Below are 19,617 nucleotides of genomic sequence, written 5' to 3'. Positions count from 1 at the left end.
GCTACGGAAACAGGTAAACATATAAGACAACATCTCAATGATAATAAGAAAATCCCCTGTATACACTATAATACAGGGGATTTCTATTCATAAATATTTTATCAATTGCCAAGCCGTTCTTTCAGCAGGCCTGGTATCTCCGACGGCTCTTTCGCCACCCGCACACCCGCAGCTTCCAGTGCAGCAATCTTATCGGCGGCAGTACCCGAACCACCAGCTATAATAGCACCGGCATGCCCCATCTGTTTACCCTGAGGTGCCGCCTGACCTGCTATAAAGCCGACAACAGGTTTTGTCACATGCTTACGGATATATTCAGCAGCCTGTTCTTCTGCATTACCACCTATTTCGCCTATCATAACTATGGCATCGGTATCGGGATCATTTTGCAACATTTCCAGCAATTCACGGTAGTAAAGTCCCACTACAGGGTCTCCGCCCATACCTACGGCAGTGGACTGCCCCATACCGTTTGCCGTAAGATGATACACAACCTCATAAGTTAATGTACCGCTCCGGCTGATAACACCTATATTCCCTTTCTTAAAAATCTGTCCCGGAAGTATTCCTACAAGGCATTTGTCGGGCGACATCAATCCCGGGCAATTAGGTCCTATCAGCATCACCCCTTTCATCTGGGTATAACGGAATGCCTTCACAGCATCCAGCGTAGGGAGCCCCTCGGATATGCAGATAATGAGTCTGACTCCTGCATCGGCTGCTTCCATTATAGCATCTGCCGCAAATTTAGCAGGAACAAATATAATGGATGTATTGGCCTGCGTCTGTTGCACAGCCTCATATACAGTATTGAATACAGGTACGCCGAGTATCTCCGTACCACCTTTTCCGGGCGATGTACCACCTACAATATTTGTACCGTATTCTAGCATCTTCTTTGTATGGAAACTGCCGTCGCGTCCGGTTATTCCCTGTACTATCAGTCGTGTGGATTCGTTTATTAGTATACTCATATTTTTTCAGTTAACAGTTAACAGTCATCAGTTAACAGTGTTAATATTTATTGATTATTAAAAAAACGGTATTTTTTATGATGTTTTGATAACTGTTGACTGATTACTGCCAACTGCTAACTGCACTGCCTCTCCCATAGTTTCCGCCACTTTGAAGCGGGTTCCTGCAAGCATATCGCGTCCCTGCTTTTCGTTAGTGCCTGTAAGGCGGACGATAACGGGAATATCGGTTTTCAATTGTTCGAAGGCGGTAAGCAAACCCGAAGCCACATCGTCGCAACGGGTTATGCCGCCGAATATATTGATCAACACTACTTTCACTTTCGGGTCTTTGAGCAACAAGGTCATGGCATCTATCACTTTATTGGGATTGGAGCTGCCGCCTATGTCGAGAAAATTGGCAGGTGTACCGCCATACAGTTTTATCATGTCCATAGTGGCCATGGCAAGACCTGCTCCATTTACCATACAGCCTATTTCGCCATCGAGATGCACATAGCTGAAACCTTTCTCCTTGGCATAAGCCTCTGTTTTTTCTTCTTCGGTAGGCTCAAAGAGGGCATGTATCTGCGGCTGACGGTAGAGCGCATTGTCGTCGAAGGTCATCTTGGCATCTATTGCTATCAGGTTGCCTTCTTTGGTGAGTACCAGCGGATTGATTTCGGCCAGTGACGCATCTTTATCTACGAACAGTTTATATAGTTTTTGCAATATTACCGCCAATTGATTCACCTGGTTTATTTCTTCGAATATAGTGAATGCAAACCGCCGCGCCAGATAATCAGGAACTCCGATAAAAGGATCAATGGCAAATTTGTGTATCTTTTCCGGTGAATGTTCGGCTACTTCCTCTATATCCATACCACCTTCGGCACTCATCATCAGGATGACGGATTTAGTATTGCGGTCGATAACAAAGCTCACATAGTATTCCGAGCCGATATTAACGGCTTCACTCACAATGATTTTTGTAACGGGGAATTCTTTGATACTCATACCCAGAATATCTGTTGCATATTGTTTTACATCCTCCCTGTTCTTTGCCAGTTTAACTCCTCCTGCTTTACCTCGGCCGCCGGTAAGCACCTGTGCTTTTACTACCACCCGTTCCATATTCAGCCCGTCGTACGCAGTAACAGCCTCATTGGCGACATTACAGAGCACATACTTTTCAACGGGAATGCCATAAGACGAGAATAGATTTTTTGCCTGATATTCGTGTATCTTCATAGGTATAAAAAAATTTAAGTAGTTATTAAATTGATACCTTTTCTTTAACAGCTAAATTTACAGGTAAGTTTTTTAATAAAGTACATTTTATAGATAATTTTAATTTAAGAGGAGATAGATGTTGTTTATATAGCGGATACTAAGTAAAAGGAGTATAACGGAAAAAGTTAAATATTAACCTGTTACCTCAAAATATGCCTGTAAGATACCCCCTAACCCAAACTTTTATTTATCTTTGACACTGTTAATTAAGATATGCCCTAACGAATCTAACGTATGAAAAAACTATTTAAGTACCTATTAATTGCAGGCATACTATGCAGTTATGCATCATGCAATACAAAGAACAAGCAACAACCGGAAGCTGGTAATCAACCAAAAACCGTGACAGTAACCAAAGCCGAACAAAACGGATGGTATTTGTCTATGCAATCCTATACCTTCCACAAGTTCACCTTTGCCGAAGCTATCGACAAAACCCACGAACTGGGAGTGAAATACATCGAGGTATTTCCCGGACACAAACTGGGCGACAAATGGGGTGACAAAGTATTCGGCATAGGACTCACCACCGAAGAACGCAAGGAAATAAAGGAATTTGCCGAAAGCAAAGGTGTAAAAATAATCTCCACCGGCGTATATACCACAGATAACCCGGACGACTGGGAAAAAGAATTTATCCTGGCTAAAGAGATGGGCATGGAGTTCATCTCCTGCGAACCGGCCATAAAAGACTGGGACCTTATAGAAAGCCTCGTTAACAAATATGGCATAAAGATAGCCGTGCACAACCATCCGCAGCCGTCAACCTACTGGAATCCAGACCTGCTGCTGGCACAGATAGCCAACCGAAACCCGATGATAGGAGCATGTTGCGACGTGGGTCACTGGCGCCGCGAGGGATTAAATCAGATCGACTGTCTCAAGAAACTGAACGGGCGTATCGTATCGCTGCACTTCAAGGATATAGCCGAAAAGAAAGAGGGAGAAACCGAACAGCACGATGTGATCTGGGGAAAAGGTATACTCGATGTGGAAGGAATGCTAAAAACACTTAAAGCACAAAACTTTAAAGGATACATATCTATAGAATATGAAAACAACTGGGACAATTCCGTTCCGGACATAAGGCAATGTATCGACTACTACACAACAATAACTGAGGGAATCTTTTGAAAGGCTTCATACTTCATCGCCTAAGGCCGGAAATTTTCCGGCCTTTTCTGTTTATATTAAGAAACTGTTTTTTACAACATTTAAAATATTGGAAAGAACTATTGTCCTGTATATTTGTTTAAAATACAATCGTATAGTCATTTACAGATTAAAAATTCACAGATTATGAGCACAGATAATAGTAAAGGGAAACATCTCACCGATGAAGAAATAGAGCAAATCAAGCATCTGGATGCAGATCAGGTATTTGGCAACAACGATCAGGCTCTCGATATAAACATGGAAGAGAGGGAAGAATCGGAAGGAGATGATGATCCGTCCCGCAGACAAAGGGATATAGCAAAAGAAGCCGAAAGAGTAAGGGAAAAACTAGACCGCAAATCGAATGATGTGAGAGATTACAATTCGGATGCAAGAGAGATACCTATGTAATTACCCTTCGTCGGAAGTAATAAATATACCTCTGTCTCATAACTACTTATTAGTAAAAGACAGGGGTTTATCTTTCAAAGAGCCAGCCATACAGCAAACTATTATATACACAGCCTCTTTTGATTTGATAAAAACAATCGCTTTTCGTACATTTACTTCAAATAGCAGATAAATGCAATATATGTCCGGCAGAAATACAATAAAACAACGCAGTTATATAAATATGCTCGCTATCGGTATCCTTATCGGTGGCATTATCATGTACCTCTTTGGCGGCAAAGACAAAGGAGGGGAAAAAGTGGAAGTTTCGCACAATATGATTGTGGAGAAAATAGAAAGTCTCGGCAATCTGGAAGTGTTGAAATACAACATTCAGGATATGGTGGAATATAAGAAGGTGCGCCAGTGGCTGCCAAATGCCAAGACTGCACTCATAGTATCGGGTGAAGTGATCTGCTGCATAGACCTCACCCGCCTCAAACCCGAAGACATATACACCTCCGGCGATTCGATACGCCTGACTCTGCCCGCCCCCGAAATATGCCATGTAGCAATAGACCATTCGGCCTCGCGCATCTACGATATGCAATTCGGGTTGTGGGAGTCGACACAAATAGCCGACGAAGCGTACCGCCAGGCCGAAAAGCAGTTGCGCGAACAAGCTGCAAAACTAGACATGGACAGCAAAAGCCGCGATAGTGCCGTAAACCTGCTACGCCCTATTTTGCAGGCTATGGGCTTCGACCATATATTTATCACCTTCGGGCAAGGAAAAGGATACAAGGAAAAATAAAAACACAAATTCTGCGCTATCCAATATTTATCCGGAAATCTACTATTACCGGCTCAGCGTTCTCTTTAAAGTTTCATATAAATTATGGCACAAATTTTGTTTTTAACATAAAAATTGAAACTTCATGAAACCGAAAACTAAAAAGAGAATCAAGAGAACAATGATTATAATACTTTCAGTAGCAGCACTATTAGCAATCACAATTGCAATATTTGTCAATCAGCCGAGTTTTGGACGTACACCAGGCGGAGAGCGCAAAGAAAGGGTGAAGAACTCACCTAATTACAGGGATGGAAAATTCCAGAATCTGAGCTATACGCCACAACTAACGGGAGACAAAGGATATATAGGTATTATGTATAATTTCCTTTTTGCAAAACATGAGCGCGTCACTCCTACCGATAAAATTCCTTCAGTGAAAACCGATTTACTCCATCTCGACCGCAACGAAGATATACTGGTCTGGTTTGGTCATTCATCCTATTTCATACAGATAGACGGCAAGCGCATACTGGCCGATCCGGTCTTCAGCAAGGCTGCATCGCCTGTTTCGTTTGTCAACAAAGCATTCGACGGTGCTGACGGATACACGGCAGAAGACATGCCTGATATAGACTATCTCTTCATTTCGCACGATCACTGGGATCATCTCGATTATAAAAGTGTAATGGCTCTCAAAGACCGCACGGGTAAAGTAATCTGTGGACTGGGCGTAGCAGAACATTTCGAAAGATGGGGTTTTGATATGGACAAGGTTGTAGAACTGGACTGGAACGAGGACGCCGTTATCGGTGACGGATTTACGACATATTGTCTCCCTGCCCGGCATTTTTCGGGTCGCGGACTTTCGCCGAATCAGTCGCTATGGGCTTCATACCTTTTGCAAACACCTACAATGAAAATATATCTGGGCGGCGACAGCGGATATGACACCCATTTTGCCAAAATAGGCGAGCGCTTTGGTAAGATAGATCTGGCCATACTCGAAAACGGACAATATGGCACAGGATGGAAATATATACATATGATGCCCGAAGAAGTAGTGCAGGCAGCGAAAGACCTGCATACACAGGTACTTTTCCCCGTGCATTCATCTAAATACGCTCTGGCAAACCATTCGTGGGACGCCCCTCTGAAAAGGGTTACGGCTGCAAGCAAGAGAGAAGATATGCGCCTGCTGACACCAATGATAGGCGAAGTGGTGAATCTGAAAGACAGCACACAGACATTTAAAGAATGGTGGGTGGGGATTGAGTAAGAGAAAAGGGTACGAACCTTAAAGTCCGTACCCGCACATGAAATACAAAAAAACTAATTATTGCTATCGGCAGCAAGTTCTTTTACAATATCCAGATCTTCCACCACCAACCGCTTATAACCGTTATTGATGGTAAAAATACTTAGCGTATCCAATATTTTGCGGCGAAGCTGATGAATGACCGTATGGTTGTAGAGCACATACGAGTTGATAATCTCATTGGCATTTCCGCTCAGGTTGCCTGACCCCGACAGGCCTGCCAGTGTAGGCGAAGTAAGGCGGTGAGCGGATATGATTTTCTGGAAAATAATCTCATCCACATTGTTGTACAGATCGGCATTGTTACTCGCTGTATACGATGTTACCACGGGCTTTACTTCCTGACTTTCGCCCCAAAGCACAACAATACTGTTTGCCCCGTTAGTCCCTGCATAGCTGCTCTCGATATCTTTCTGGAATTGTTCTTTCTGATCTTCTGCCGGATTACTCGGCATGGTAATAATGGTTGAGGGTACAAAACCATTGTTGATAGAGTTGCGGTAAAATTTGCCCAGCAAGCCATCCGCTTCTATATAATTCAATGCGGAATAATACTGGGGCACAGGGTAATAATCGAGACTCGGCTCATAATCCTTGTAATAGAAAAGATACGGAACACCTTTCTGCATTTCTTCGGCCCCATATGCCTTTATCTCTACCGGAGCGAATTTTCCGTATGTCTTGCGCCAGTCGTTAGACAGGAAGAAGCTAAGATAAGTTCCAAACTCGTTGATCTCCCCTACTCTCACTTTACTGAAATCGGTATGATAAAGGCTTACAGTCTTGCCGTTTTCGTTCAGTATCACCTGAAAACAATATCCGCCGAAAGTCACATAATCTTTAGCTATTTTTTCTATCAATGCATCCCAGTCGTCGGCAGGGTTAGGTTGACCGTAATACTCCCCGTCCCTCACTCCTGTTCCGCAAATATAAGTCACTTTATTTTCTATCACTGCCTTGTTGATCGCCGATTCATTGTTCAGTTCTATGATTCGTTGCGGCAGCAGATTGTCTCGGTCGTAACTCACCCAGCCTTTTGTGTTGCGGGTGAATGTGGGGTACGATTTTACTGATTGGGATAATTTAATTACTGAATAATTGGCTCCTGTCGAATGTTGTTTCATACTTTCCTTTTTTTTCATTGGTGTTTTTAGAGTATAGATAAATTATTTTTATTTTGATAACAGAATGGAAAGGAATTTATATCTTTAATAAAATAATTACTATGAAATCAATAATCTTTATCATCTCTCTTTTTTTATTTCTATCGTGTGGCAATAAAGGAAATAATATCGGGCATAATATTGAGTTAACCATCACTCCATCTATGCAAAAAAGCATCGTCTACAGTAGCATTTAGTCTTCTTGCACCTTCTGTTATGATTGATTGGGGCGATGGGACAGAGATCGAATATACATTGCCTATGAAAAAAGATCATAAGGGGATGTTCATTTTTGAGAAAGTGAGCCATAATTATTCTGATCCCGGTAAATCTTATACAATTAAGGTTAGAACTTCAGATCTTATTGCTATAGATTTAGACAGTATGCGCTTACAAAAACTGAAAATAGGAAAATGTACCCAATTAAAAGTATTTAAGGCTAGTGGGTTAGGCATTAATTACCTTGATTTCTCCGGATGTTCTGAACTGGTAAACCTATATCTCGCAAACAACAATATCACATCTTTGGATTTATCTGAAAATCCGATGATTGAGTATTTAGATGTAAGCTATAACAGGCTTACATCATTAAATGTAAGCAAAAGCCAGAATCTGCAATATTTGGACTGTAACAATAATAAGCTCACAACAATTGATTTGAGTAACAATCCAAGCCTAAGTACTCTTTACGTATCCGGAAATAACCTTTCAATGTTAGATATAAGTAAAAACACAACATTAATTAATTTGTCGTGTAGTGAAAATCCTCTCAAATCCCTGAATCTGAATAATAACAATCGTCTGAGTTCGCTTTACTGTATGAAAACACAGATATCATCAGTCAATATCAGCGATTCCAATAATTTAATTACTGTTTTTTTGGAGGATAACCAGCTTGGAGAAGAAGCCCTAAATAAAATATACACTTTGCTTCCTAAAAATGAATCGTCTGTATATCTTTGGGCATCTCACAACCCGGGCTTCGAAGCCAGTGACAAAAGTATTGCCCGCAAAAAAAACTGGGTATTCAATACTATTCGTAAAAAATAATAAACCGGACAGATGCTCACTCTTAACCAATTAGACGAACTACTGCATAAATCGGCCTGCGACTACGAAATAATCAGGCACAATGAGCCTATATTAAAAACAGAGGACGCCGATAAGTACTTCGATAGTAGTAAAGCCGCTCCTGCATTTATCATAAAAACAGAAAATGGCTTTGTCGCACTCATTGTAAGCGCCCAAAACGGGAAAATAGATTTCAAAAAAACGGGAAGTAATATAGGCTTCGCAACATTCAGACTGGCAGACAGGCTAGATGTGAAAAGGGCGACCGGCTATGAAACAGGCTCGGTTCCTTTGATCGGGCATAATTTGCCTTGCTTTATTGATAAAAAATTATTGGACTTTGACTATGTTTATGGAGGAACGGGCGACAGTTTGCATACATTAAAGATAAATCCTGAAAATATCGTATCGCTGCTTGATGGCAAAACAGTAGAAATATCAAAAAAGGAAGTGGTTTGAGTACAGAGGAAAACCGGACAATATCAGTCTTCTTTATCCTCTGCAAATAATATCTGCTCAACGTCTTCTTTCGGCATCCCTGCCTTAAGTAATTTGTTCCGTAAGTCCAGTTTGCGGAAATTCATATTCTCCTTGTGCGGACGTACTCCCAACAGGACCGCAACATCGTTACGTTTGTATCCGCAATAGTATAGCATAAACAACAGCAACTCCTTATCTTTCAGTACCGACAGTACATTTTCGCCATACGGCTGTTTCTGAAAATGCTCTTTAGCCTGTCCCACGAGCTGCTCATTGGTATTTTGCCTGAAGCTTTCCACCATCTTCTTTATTTTCACATAAAGTTCGGGTTCCTCTTTGGCTCCGAATTCTTTAGCCAGCGATTTAACCTGTTTATCTATTTCCACCCATTCGGTCACAATATTACGGTATATACCCTGCATATACGTCAGACTTTCGTCCTGATGTTCAAGTAGTTTCTGTTGCACGAGTGATTGCTCCTCCAGCAATTTGTTGCGCTCGTCTATCCTCTGGCGTTTGAGCCGCATAGTTCTGTTATTGAAGTATGCTATTACCAATACGATGAGTACGAGTGATATACCACCTAGTAAGTAGAGATAGTTGCGCATGAGCAAACTATCCAGCTCTTTCTTATGGAGGGCTGCTTTATATTTTTTATCTGCCTCCGACAATTTTTGCAGACTGTTCGATTCATTTATCTGCCGGGTAACATCCAGCAGTAAGTTATTGTAATGCAATGCTTCCTTGTAGTCTCCATTTTCTTCGTGGTAGCTCGACAAAGATTTATAAAGGTCTTCCAGTGTTCTCGGATATGTTATTTTGGCCAAATGCTCTTTCATCAGGTCAGAATAATATTTTGCCGAATCCGGTTGATTCTGATTATGATATAATTTCAGAAAGCTAAGGCATATCCTTATTGCCTCTTGTTGGTCGGTAGTTTCGGCAAGCGCAGTTCTCAGATAGTCAGCAGATTTCTGATGATCGCCCTTTTTACGATACAGCATCCCCAACATATGGGTGAAAGACACCTGAGACGGAACATTATTCAGTTCTTTCGAATAACGTAAACCTTCGTCAAAATAATAATAGGCGCTATCCAGTTTTCCCTCCGCCTGATAAGCTATACCTGTAAATCTCATTATCTGTAGCCTGAAGGTTTCCATTCCTCCATTCTTCGCATAGTAATCCAATGCCTGTTTGTAGTTGACAATAGCACTGTCCATCACACCTTTTTCATAATACAGGTTACCGATACTATGCCGGCTTTTGCCCATGAGTAAATTATTACCGGCTTTACGGGCGTAATGACCTGCCAGCATAAAATGCTCCAATTCCTTATCGGGAGTATTATTCGCATGATATACACCTGCTGTATAATAGTGTGCGAGAGCCGACAGATAAGGATCATTTTTAGTATCAAAATACCTTTGTGCATCAAAGACCAAAGTATCGCTTTTTATATCCTTACGCATCAAAGATTTTGCCTGAACATGCAGTAAAACATACCGCATATAGCTGTCCTGATCCATACCCGAAGGATTACGGATAGAATCGAGCAGAAGAAGCGCTTCGGAAGGATTATCTTCTATTTTAGTCTGTGCTTGCTCCAATAGTTTTGCAGGATGCCCCCCTTCCTCACAAGAATAAAGAAAGAGTATAAATAGAAGAGAATATGTAAGACTTTTAGCTAATGCTATTTTGCTCATTAAAAAAGAACCAGACTAGAAAAGGTTCGGGATTACAAGTCCCGAACCCCCTCAATATTGTTATTTGAAAAATTTAATATCAATCAATTTCAAAGGTACCATATTTTTTCAAAGAAGTAGCAGTATTTACAAATGTTATGGTATATGTGCCTGCTGGAAGTGCAGAAATATTTACCGACAATTTGCCTGAATATGACGTATTTACAACCTTTGTGTAATATACAGCGCCAGCTTCGTCTTTAACGGCTACAGTTACAACACCTAAATTAGCACTGAATGATACTACCAGACTCTTATCATCAACCATTTTTACCGATATAGGAGATATAGGAGACATAACAGCCATTCGTGCAGCCGGAGGATTTATAGTTGGACCACCTTCGCCGGGTCCGTCTCCCACTGGAACATCTACTATTTTACCAGCAAAAGCCGTTCCCCCCAGACACAACATAATAAACACTAAGAAGTAAAATTTTGTTCTCATAATAGATTAATTTTTAAATTATTGCGTATTCTAAACAGGCATTTACAGCCAATTGATAAAGTTAGATATTTTAATTTACATTTTCTTCCGAAAATAATATTTTTTCAATATCGTACTGTTCCATACCGACTTTGAGAAGTTTGTTCCTCAAATCCAGCTTGCGGAAGGCCATATTATCCTTGTGAGGATTAACACCCAACAAAATTGCGACATCGTTACGTTTATATCCGCAATAATAAAGCATAAACAGCAGTAAATCCTTATCTTTCAGGGTAGAAACAGCACTATCGCCATAGGGTTGTTTCAGAAAATGCTCTTTAGCAAGTACGACGAGTTGCTGGTTGGTATTTTGCTTAAAATTTTCTATCATTTGCTTTATTTTCATATAGAGTTCGGGTTCTTCCTTTACCCCGAATTCTTTAGCCAGAGACTTTACCTTTTTGTCTATATCCACCCATTCGTCCACGATACTGCGATATATGCCCTGCATATATGTAAGGCTTTCGTGCTGGTGCTCAAGCAATTTTGCGTGCACCTGCGACTGTTCCTCGAGTAACTTGTTACGTTCAGCGACTCTCTGACGTTTGAGACGCGATGTCCTGCCTCTGAAACAGATAGTCATAAGAATAATCAAAGTAAATGATACAGTACCTATTAAATACAAATAACTACGCAAGCGTGTACTTTGCAGTTCCTGTTGTTCTATAACCGCTTTGTATTTTCTGTCGGCTTCGGCGAGTTTTTTTGTATTATCGGCTTCTTTGATTTCCCGGGTAGTAACATCATACAGATTATTGTAATACAGCGCCGTTTTATAATCACCGCTTTTCTTATAGTATTCCGATATGGCTGCATAGCTTTCCTGAACGGTGTAAGCAAAAGTCATTTCAGGAATATATGACAACAGTTGATTAGAATAATACATTGCAGAATCGAGTTTGTTCATGTCATTGTATAGCATGAGTATACTGAGATTAATGCGCCGTTTCTCATCCCGATTGGTAGTTCCATGTATTGCTTCTTGCAAATAGGATTCTGCTTTTGGAAAGTCTCCCAAATCACGATAAACAATACCTAATAAATGAGAAAAGGTTATTTGGGAAGCTTTATTATCAAGTTGTTTCGCCAATTGCATACCCTTATTAAAATAAACAAATGCACTATCAAAATGATTTTCCATTTCATAGGAAAAACCTATAAGATTTATTGCATGCAATATATATTTCTCAGACTCTTTACTTACCGGGTAATAATGTAAAGCACGTTTATAATTAGCTATAGCACTGTCCTGGATATTCTTCCGGTGATACAGGTTTCCAATCCAATGAAGACTTTTGCCTGCCAAAAGATTATCTCCTGCTTTTAGAGCATAATGCGTGGCTAATTTAAAATGTTCCAATTCTTTGTCCGCAAATTCATTTGCATTATATAGGGCTGCTGTATGATAGTGAGCCAGAGCTGCTTGGGGATAATTTTTCTTCTCGTCAAAATACTTATATGCATCGAAAATCAAGGTGTCATTTTTTATATCAGGCCTATGAATATTAAATTTAGCCTGTACCCTTGTTACTATATATTGCATATAGCTATTTCTATCCATCTGCTCCGGATTGCTGATAGAATCTAGCAAAAGAAGGGCTTCAGACGGTTTATTTTCAGCAATACTCTGTGCCTTTATTAACAATGCTGCGGAATGATTGTCTTTTTTGCAGGAATAGAAAAAGAAAATTAGTAGTAGACAAAGTATATAACTATTACCAAATGCTATATTTTTCATTAAACTAAAACCTAGAATTGAAAAGGTTCGGGCTGGTAAACCCGAACCCCTCTAAAATTTATTATATAAAAAAAACGATTAATTAACCTCGAAAGTGCCGAATTTGTTCAATGTCTTATCCGCATTTGTAAATGATATAGTATATGTTCCTGCCGGAAGCATACTGATATCTACTGATAAGCTGGTTGTTTCTGATGTACCCACATTTTTTACATAATGTACTACACCTGCTTCGTCTTTAATTGTTACAGCTACTCTGCCAGTACTAGTTCTGAATAAGATATTCAGGTTTACATCATCGGTTACAGTCACTGTTACCGGAGATACAGAAAGCATTCTGGCCATAGGAAATATAGGACCAGTCTCACCAGGCCCACTATTATATAAAGCAACATTCACGACTTTATCAACGGCAGCATAACCTATTCCGCCAACGCAAGAGATCAAAAACGCAAGAAAAAAAAATTTAATTCTCATAATTGTTTAGTTTTTACTTTAATTAATAAAACATAAAAGAAGTATAGATAAAGTTGTGAGAGGATTATATAAAATTACATCCTATTTTTTACATTAACACATTGAAAAAATTGAATATAGATTTTTTCTTAGATATTATTTTGTTAAGATTAACATATATAGCATTTTAACAAATATGGTTAAAATGAAAAATATAGATTTATTTTTAACAATATATCACTTAAAAAAGGAGATTAGAAAGATTTAATTCGGCATTTTCACTTTTCGTGCTTCCTGATAAGTCCGATTTCCATAATAACCTAATAAAGATAAATGTTTATTTCTCAAATAAAGAAAATATTTTGAGTAACTACGCTTAAAATTCATATTTCAGAGGGCGACATTAAGATTGTATACATACCTTGTTCCTGCAGCAAATGTACCACTGGTTACCAGATAAGTAGAATGCGACAACAGACCAAAAGTCAGAGTTACTTTCAGTTCGGTAGGCAATAAAGTACTGTTGTTTACTATCCTGCAAGGATTTATGATCACATCTACATTTGCAACAAGAGTATTGCTCACAGGCTTACTTGTATTTACGGTAGCCGTGAAAGTGCTTGCCGTATTGGGCGTTAATGTTCCGGTAGCCAGATTTAATACTCCCGTATTGGTTACCGCCGAGCCACTGACTGTGACCTGGGTAAGAGTAAAAAGCCCCGAAAGGATCCCCCCTTTTATATTGAAGGACAACAATACCATCTGATGATTGAAAGTGAGAGGTACATTGGGAGACGAACCATTCTGGGCAGCCGGCGAAGCATACATAATATCTGCACTGCCTAAGGCCTGTTCTGTAGACTGGTCGGCCGGTAAGGTATAATTTACCGACAGCGAACTTACAGATGCCGAGTATGGATAATATGCATAAAATTTGATACTACTGCTCTTGTTTGGAAAATAAAGAGGTGAAGCATCAGCAGTCAAAGACGCAGTTGCTGCACCTCCCAAGGCGACAGTATATAAAACATTGTCTTTTGCATAAGAATTACTACCTCCCGCATCACGCATAAACATTCCTATCCGGTCACCCGTAGTCCATTTCACCTGATTGTTGGCTGTAGTCCATGAAGTCTTCAATCCATGCGACAACCGAGTCTTTCGCTCGCGCATCTCTTTCTCCATGGATACGGTTATTGCCGGATTATCATTGGACAAAACCATATCGCATCCCAAAGATGTGTTATCTACGGATTTAGTTGCAACATTATCCAACGAGAAAGCAGCAGGAATATGTTTACGTGACGGCTCTCCATCGGACATAAAATCTGTATCGGAGGCACATCCTCCTAATATGGACAATCCAAAAACAGAGAAAATAAAAAATAGATTTTTCAAAGTACTGCCATTCTTTCTGTTAGCCGCTATAGAATACCCGATACATTCACCGGGTACTCTATAGTATATTATGTTATATTATTTACAATACAGATACTGTACCGCCTGTACCTGTCTGCCAATCGGCCACAGTTGCACTGGCGCTAACAGCCGTAGCGGTGAATGTGAGTGTAATGGCATGGGCGCTGCCGGCTACAGTTGTAAGATTTACAGGAACATTGGTATATGTCACATTGGAGCCTCCCCCGGCCGGTTTTACTACGATAGTAAGTGTATATGCAGTTGCTCCCGATGCTGTATTTGTCATCACAGGGGAATTTGCGGCTGTACCGGCTGTGGTAATAGCTATCCCTGCGGTCTGGTTTGCCGAAGACAACGCCTGCATATTGGCGCTGCCGCTAAAAGTGCATGCTCCTGTCTCCACTGTCATAGTGGCCAGATTGGGCTGTCCGTTGACAGTAAGTGATACCACGGAATTTCCCGATGCAGGATAAGTTGCATCAGATTTGAATATAAATTGCAACTGCGTAAGCTTATGCTGGAAATTAAGTACCGGATGAACTGCGGCCGCAGATCCGGCCTTATGACCTGTACCTGAAGCCCACATTAGATCTTCCTGACCTGCCATACTAATAGCCACTACCGGACTTACACCGGCAGTAGCCGCTGAGGTTTCAGCACCACGAGGGGCAAATGCAAAGAAACTGAGATCGGTGCCATCTGTCGGATAATAATACGGGCCTTTGGAAAATGTCACACTATGGTCTGCAGCTCCGGCTACCACAGCAGAGTCTCTGTTGATTACATTAGCTGCGGCACCGGCTTTCCACGAAACATTGTAGGCATATATGCCTATCGGAAAATCAGTTGTAAAATTACCGTTAACAGGTCCCGCCTTCACTAAATTAGCGGTTTGCACTGTTGCACTGATATCGACTCTATAAGAATCTTTATCAAATTTAGGAGAATCATCGGAATCGCTGTCGCATGCCACCAGCAAGCACAATGCCAATAGGCTGAAGATAGTTTTTTTCATAATCAAGTGATGCTTTTTTAGGTATTATCAAACTGTTTGTGAGTAGATTGAACCAAATAATCCAATATTTTAAAATAACAATCGGAGGGAATAAATGTTTAATTTTAAGTGAATTAAACTTATCAGATCTCACAATTTAACGATAATAGATATATGCTAATCCCATCCACATTATCCTGAGATGAATTATTTCCCTAATATTTTTTTAATAAAAAAAATGAAAATAATTTTATTTGATAAACTAACGCAATTATGAATTGTCTCACAACAATTTCATTTCGGCTATAAAAAGAAAAGGTTGTTTCACAACAACCAATCTTCATTATTAACCTTAAAATCTAATACCATGAAAAACACATAGTATTAACGTAACGAAAGTGAATTTTGTTTAATGGATTGTTTCTATGTTAAAATAGATTGTGTCGATAAAACGATGAAACATTTGACAGGGAAACACTTTCAATAAAAACACCACTCTTATTTTTCGCCGAAAATAACCGGTAAAAAACGAAGAAAATATTCTTTGGCTTTACAGTTTTTACCATAGCAGATATACTTCCCCCAACAGCAGTGCAAAGATGAAAACTACCACAAGGGTAAACCAGGCAGCCGTATCGGAAAGAATCTTCCGGACAATCATCTTTACTCCTGAAAAGTATCTCCCACTTTGCAAAAAAGAACGACAGCAAAGAAAAAATGTTCCACAATACCAACCATCCAAGGCGATGGATGCGACCGGACGTCTGTTCCGGTTTCAGCTTGTAGACTGTATTGTGAATGAAATTTATCATGGTTCGGCTTCGTTTTTGGGGTATAGATAAATTCATTTCAACTTTATGCAGATTTTATTATATTTTTTTTGAATTATCTATACTCTGATTTTTTTTCTTTTATATAGTTTTCTTTTTTATATAGTCTTGTTTAGTATTGTCTTTAGTATAGGTATAGGTGAGCGTATAGGTGAGCGTATAGGTGAGTGTATAGGTGAGTGTATAGGTGAGTGTATAGGTGAGTGTAGTGATGAGTGTATAGGAAAGTGTAGCGGGTTGTGTAACTTTCAGGATACAGTAAATAGTAGTTCGAGAACTTTTTTTTAACATAAAATAACATCAAACCGGAACTTTCTTAAATTGTAAAGAATACACAATGATATCTCTGCGAAAATGTGATAAAAAGTTAAAAACACTATACCCTGTACAGCATTCTTTTCTTTTTTTCCGTCTTACCTATGATTTCGGTCGATCCGGAGCTGACGATTCCCGTCTAACGGCCAAATCTTTTTGATACGATTTACAACTACATCAAAATTTAGATAAGGCTGTCTTCTCTGGTCGAAGACCTGCCACGAATAACTTCACACATAAAACATTGCGGATATACCGATACCTTTTTATCAGGGTTTCGGGATGGAGGAATTATATCAATCTGATATTAAATAAATTTTTAATCAATTTTATTAACGAAAATGTTTATTATGAAAAAGTTATTTTATTTGAGTTTTGTAGCGGCAGCATTGCTTTTCACATCTGTAGCCTGTAGTAATGATGATGATCCGACACCTCCGCCTGCAAAAACACAGTTGGAAGAGGTATTGGGCAAACTGGGCGAAATGGAAAATGTAGGGGATTTTACCAATATACTGAAAGGCGTGAAGTCTGAGGACCTCGGAACAGAAGCGCTGACTGTATTTGCTGTAGCCGACCAAACACAGGAACCGGCTCCCGAATCAGCAAAAGCACCCAAAGAAGGTGAAGAGGGCGAAGGAGGAGACGACACTGATGTAACAGCAGAAAATATTACCCGCCACATAGTAAAAGGCACATTCGACTTTCCGGCAGAGGAAGGCGATGAAGTTATCATAGAGAGTGTAAAAGGCGATCCTCTCAGAATAGCCAAGAAAGATGGTAAAATCTGGGTAAACGATGTAGAGGTGACTTCTGCAAGTGCCACTGATGCCGGACTAAGCAAAATCTACGTTGTAGCATCGGTAATTCCGGTGGTTGACATTCCAAAATTTACAGCAAACTTTGTTGTATATGCCGCCAACGAAGAATGGGCTGAAGGCGCTGCGGAAAAAGCAGTGACAGAGGGTGCAAAAATTACATTCTTCGAACTCAAAGGTGAAGAATATGTAAAAGTAGACAGTGTAGCCACCGATGCCGAAGGTAAGGCTGCATTTGATCATTTCAATAGCGAAGGATTATTCTATAACGTAGAGCAGGAAGGCAAAACTTCGTTCCGCGATGGCTATATGGTTGTAGGTTTGTTCACTACTCAGGAGCAAATAGACGAAGCGCCCGAATATAAAACAGAAACAGCACTGGACAAGTTAGGATTGGGATCATTAAGGATAGCTGATATGGACGGAGACGGTGTGATCGACGAAAAAGATAAAGTAGCATCCGGTTATCTGCCAGTGGATAACGCCGCCGAAAGCACCGATCTGTTCATAGTATCGGATACTTACAAAGCCGGTGAAGCAGAAGAATAACGTTTAGCTTTCAGTCAGTAAAGATTCATTTGGTTAGTGAAAGCCCGGACAAATTATTTGTCCGGGCTTCTTGTATATGGTATTAAGAGCCTGTTTAAATTTTACCAAAACATTTTGTTATAGCTCTTTTTTCGTTCATTTTCAGTCTCTAACCCTTTATGGTGCTACTCTCGGCCGATGGTCGTGATAATCCAACCTTACCCTGTGCCATTCTTTCAATATCTTATCCACAAATTGAAATTCATATTTTTCGAGATCATCAACCGAATCCCATCTGATGATTTCGACACTGCCCTCCGGCGTCTGTATCGCTCCTGCCGATGTGTACGATTTGCCCATTATGGATATAACTTTTTCTTTGGTCATGCCCAGTTCCACTTTCCTGACATTCTTTTCGGAGTACATCGCATCTTTCATAGACCCGCAGGATACGAGGGTGACGATAAGTAAAGTGATGATTAATAGTTTCTTTTGCATTTTATACGTTTTTTAGTTCTCAATAGTCAGCCATATCGTTTCAAATATATCAAAAATAATACGAGTCTGCTCGAAAAGCCATGAAATATTTTATTGCATGTACACTCATTTTTCTCTTCTCTTTTAAGCATTTTTTGCTATCGCCGCATGAAATAAATTAATTAATCTGTTATCAAAATAAAAGTAATTTATCTATACAGTGAGAAATAATTAAGAATAAAGAATAAAGAATGGCGCAAGCGATCTATAATACTCAATTTAACTTTTCATTATTAATTATTCATTATTAACTATTAATTATAAAACTATGTTACAAATCGAATTCAACGACCAAAAAATCTCCGTGCCCCAATCGTGGGCCGACCTGTGCCTTGCCGATTACGAAAAATGGTTTAAGCACCGCCCCGAGGGCAAGATGGAATATTTGCACTTCATAGCCGGCATTTGCAAGCTGGACAGCGAATGGCTGCTCAACTCGCCGACCCAACTGTTCGACGCCATATCCGATGCCGTCGGCTTTATATTCGATACCGACTTAGAACCTGCAACAAAGGTTAGTATCGATGGGCGGGATTTCTTTATCTCCCTGTCGGATAAACTCACACTGGGCGAATGGATAGACATAGAGGAGACGCTCAACAGCGACAGTGAAACCAAGATTTCGGAAACGCTGGCTATCGTATGCCGCCCTGCGGGTGAAAGCTACAATCCCGATACTGCTGCCGCACGAAAAGAGGTATTCCGCAACCTGTCATGTGACAAAGCCCTACCACTGCTCGCTTTTTTTTTGCACAGAAAGAAAGAATCAGAGGCGATTTTGCACCATTATTCAACGGTGGTGGCTCAGGCAAACCGGTTTCTAAAGGATACAAAGACTTTTGTAATAAATGGGGGTGGTATAAAACGATTGCCGATCTGGCAGAGGATAAAATATACTTATTTGACCAAATCACTGGAAAGGCAGTTGTCGAAGTTTTCGGATTCCTCCTTTACCGGATAGATAAGGCGCGGGCTGAGGATGAACAGTATAAGTTTGAGAAGCAGATAAGGAGGTGAGAATGAAGGAGAGGTGAAATTTGCAATCCGATTGTGATTTCAAACTTTCCTTCAAAATATTCACCTGTTAAAGACTTTTGTGATTATCTTTTGATGGTATGGATAATTATTTATCTTTAT

At 40.1% G+C, this 19,617-nt stretch carries 20 protein-coding genes; 9 read left to right on the top strand and 11 right to left on the bottom strand.

The genetic code is table 11. The features are described from left to right. Window positions 1–101: 101 nt before the first annotated feature. Together sucD and sucC are read right to left on the bottom strand one after the other, a co-directional pair. The gene (sucD, locus tag HMPREF9455_RS02440; RefSeq protein ID WP_006797992.1) at window positions 102–974 is read right to left on the bottom strand and encodes a succinate--CoA ligase subunit alpha; all 873 of its coding nucleotides are present in this window, start codon (window positions 972–974) and stop codon (window positions 102–104) included. 75 nt (window positions 975–1,049) lie between these two features. Next, entirely contained in the window at window positions 1,050–2,204 is a 1,155-nt protein-coding gene (gene sucC, locus HMPREF9455_RS02435; RefSeq protein ID WP_006797991.1) for an ADP-forming succinate--CoA ligase subunit beta, read from the bottom strand. 276 nt (window positions 2,205–2,480) lie between these two features. Between sucC and HMPREF9455_RS02430 the strand changes: the two genes are divergently transcribed. From HMPREF9455_RS02430 to HMPREF9455_RS02415, 4 genes are all read left to right on the top strand, one after another. Beyond that, complete coding sequence (locus tag HMPREF9455_RS02430) at window positions 2,481–3,380, top strand: sugar phosphate isomerase/epimerase family protein (RefSeq protein ID WP_006797990.1); 900 nt, start codon at window positions 2,481–2,483, stop codon at window positions 3,378–3,380. 165 nt (window positions 3,381–3,545) lie between these two features. Next, window positions 3,546–3,812 carry a hypothetical protein gene (locus HMPREF9455_RS02425; RefSeq protein ID WP_006797989.1) on the top strand — a complete coding sequence of 89 codons (267 nt, stop codon included), beginning with the start codon at window positions 3,546–3,548 and terminating at the stop codon, window positions 3,810–3,812. 172 nt (window positions 3,813–3,984) lie between these two features. Next, window positions 3,985–4,605 (top strand): DUF4230 domain-containing protein, encoded by a 621-nt coding sequence (locus HMPREF9455_RS02420; RefSeq protein ID WP_245532156.1) that lies wholly within the window; start codon window positions 3,985–3,987, stop codon window positions 4,603–4,605. 124 nt (window positions 4,606–4,729) lie between these two features. Beyond that, the gene (locus HMPREF9455_RS02415; RefSeq protein ID WP_006797987.1) at window positions 4,730–5,863 is read left to right on the top strand and encodes an MBL fold metallo-hydrolase; all 1,134 of its coding nucleotides are present in this window, start codon (window positions 4,730–4,732) and stop codon (window positions 5,861–5,863) included. A 53-nt stretch (window positions 5,864–5,916) separates the two neighbouring features. Here HMPREF9455_RS02415 and HMPREF9455_RS02410 read toward each other — a convergent pair whose 3' ends face one another. After that, complete coding sequence (locus HMPREF9455_RS02410; protein ID WP_148401834.1) at window positions 5,917–7,026, bottom strand: phage portal family protein; 1,110 nt, start codon at window positions 7,024–7,026, stop codon at window positions 5,917–5,919. 255 nt (window positions 7,027–7,281) lie between these two features. Here HMPREF9455_RS02410 and HMPREF9455_RS20575 point away from each other — a divergent pair, with 255 nt between their 5' ends. Together HMPREF9455_RS20575 and HMPREF9455_RS02400 are read left to right on the top strand one after the other, a co-directional pair. Beyond that, entirely contained in the window at window positions 7,282–8,115 is an 834-nt protein-coding gene (locus HMPREF9455_RS20575) for a leucine-rich repeat domain-containing protein (RefSeq protein ID WP_006797985.1), read from the top strand. A gap of 12 nt (window positions 8,116–8,127) precedes the next feature. Continuing rightward, a complete protein-coding gene (locus HMPREF9455_RS02400; RefSeq protein WP_006797984.1) occupies window positions 8,128–8,595 on the top strand; it encodes an aminoacyl-tRNA deacylase in 468 nt (155 codons plus the stop codon). Between the two features lie 23 nt (window positions 8,596–8,618). Here the strand turns inward: HMPREF9455_RS02400 and HMPREF9455_RS02395 are convergent, their stop codons facing one another. The 6 genes from HMPREF9455_RS02395 to HMPREF9455_RS02365 all read right to left on the bottom strand — a co-directional run bounded on the left by HMPREF9455_RS02395 (window position 8,619) and on the right by HMPREF9455_RS02365 (window position 15,473). Then, window positions 8,619–10,322 (bottom strand): tetratricopeptide repeat protein, encoded by a 1,704-nt coding sequence (locus tag HMPREF9455_RS02395; protein WP_006797983.1) that lies wholly within the window; start codon window positions 10,320–10,322, stop codon window positions 8,619–8,621. A gap of 79 nt (window positions 10,323–10,401) precedes the next feature. Continuing rightward, the gene (locus HMPREF9455_RS02390) at window positions 10,402–10,806 is read right to left on the bottom strand and encodes a DUF3244 domain-containing protein (RefSeq protein ID WP_006797982.1); all 405 of its coding nucleotides are present in this window, start codon (window positions 10,804–10,806) and stop codon (window positions 10,402–10,404) included. A gap of 70 nt (window positions 10,807–10,876) precedes the next feature. Next, a complete protein-coding gene (locus HMPREF9455_RS02385; RefSeq protein ID WP_006797981.1) occupies window positions 10,877–12,583 on the bottom strand; it encodes a tetratricopeptide repeat protein in 1,707 nt (568 codons plus the stop codon). A gap of 78 nt (window positions 12,584–12,661) precedes the next feature. Continuing rightward, window positions 12,662–13,060, bottom strand: a complete 399-nt coding sequence (locus HMPREF9455_RS02380) for a DUF3244 domain-containing protein (protein WP_006797980.1) — start codon at window positions 13,058–13,060, stop codon at window positions 12,662–12,664. 369 nt (window positions 13,061–13,429) lie between these two features. Further along, complete coding sequence (locus HMPREF9455_RS02375; RefSeq protein ID WP_148401823.1) at window positions 13,430–14,437, bottom strand: fimbrillin family protein; 1,008 nt, start codon at window positions 14,435–14,437, stop codon at window positions 13,430–13,432. Between the two features lie 82 nt (window positions 14,438–14,519). Beyond that, the gene (locus HMPREF9455_RS02365) at window positions 14,520–15,473 is read right to left on the bottom strand and encodes a fimbrillin family protein (RefSeq protein WP_006797978.1); all 954 of its coding nucleotides are present in this window, start codon (window positions 15,471–15,473) and stop codon (window positions 14,520–14,522) included. A 578-nt stretch (window positions 15,474–16,051) separates the two neighbouring features. Between HMPREF9455_RS02365 and HMPREF9455_RS21280 the strand changes: the two genes are divergently transcribed. Continuing rightward, window positions 16,052–16,294, top strand: a complete 243-nt coding sequence (locus tag HMPREF9455_RS21280) for a hypothetical protein (RefSeq protein ID WP_148401822.1) — start codon at window positions 16,052–16,054, stop codon at window positions 16,292–16,294. Between the two features lie 69 nt (window positions 16,295–16,363). On the opposite strand, the gene HMPREF9455_RS21275 is transcribed toward HMPREF9455_RS21280, so the two are convergent. Then, the gene (locus tag HMPREF9455_RS21275) at window positions 16,364–16,573 is read right to left on the bottom strand and encodes a hypothetical protein (RefSeq protein WP_148401821.1); all 210 of its coding nucleotides are present in this window, start codon (window positions 16,571–16,573) and stop codon (window positions 16,364–16,366) included. A 374-nt stretch (window positions 16,574–16,947) separates the two neighbouring features. On the opposite strand from HMPREF9455_RS21275, the gene HMPREF9455_RS02360 reads away from it, so the two are divergent. Beyond that, window positions 16,948–17,964, top strand: coding sequence for a fasciclin domain-containing protein (locus HMPREF9455_RS02360; RefSeq protein WP_006797976.1), 1,017 nt, complete (start codon window positions 16,948–16,950; stop codon window positions 17,962–17,964). A 156-nt stretch (window positions 17,965–18,120) separates the two neighbouring features. Here the strand turns inward: HMPREF9455_RS02360 and HMPREF9455_RS02355 are convergent, their stop codons facing one another. After that, window positions 18,121–18,441 carry a hypothetical protein gene (locus tag HMPREF9455_RS02355; protein ID WP_006797975.1) on the bottom strand — a complete coding sequence of 107 codons (321 nt, stop codon included), beginning with the start codon at window positions 18,439–18,441 and terminating at the stop codon, window positions 18,121–18,123. A gap of 307 nt (window positions 18,442–18,748) precedes the next feature. Here HMPREF9455_RS02355 and HMPREF9455_RS02350 point away from each other — a divergent pair, with 307 nt between their 5' ends. Further along, window positions 18,749–19,441 (top strand): hypothetical protein, encoded by a 693-nt coding sequence (locus tag HMPREF9455_RS02350; RefSeq protein ID WP_006797974.1) that lies wholly within the window; start codon window positions 18,749–18,751, stop codon window positions 19,439–19,441. The last annotated feature ends 176 nt before the right edge of the window (window positions 19,442–19,617 follow it).

Source organism: Dysgonomonas gadei ATCC BAA-286 (assembly GCF_000213555.1).
In the GTDB taxonomy this organism is placed as follows: domain Bacteria; phylum Bacteroidota; class Bacteroidia; order Bacteroidales; family Dysgonomonadaceae; genus Dysgonomonas; species Dysgonomonas gadei.
This window is presented reverse-complemented; position numbering and strand designations above follow the sequence as displayed.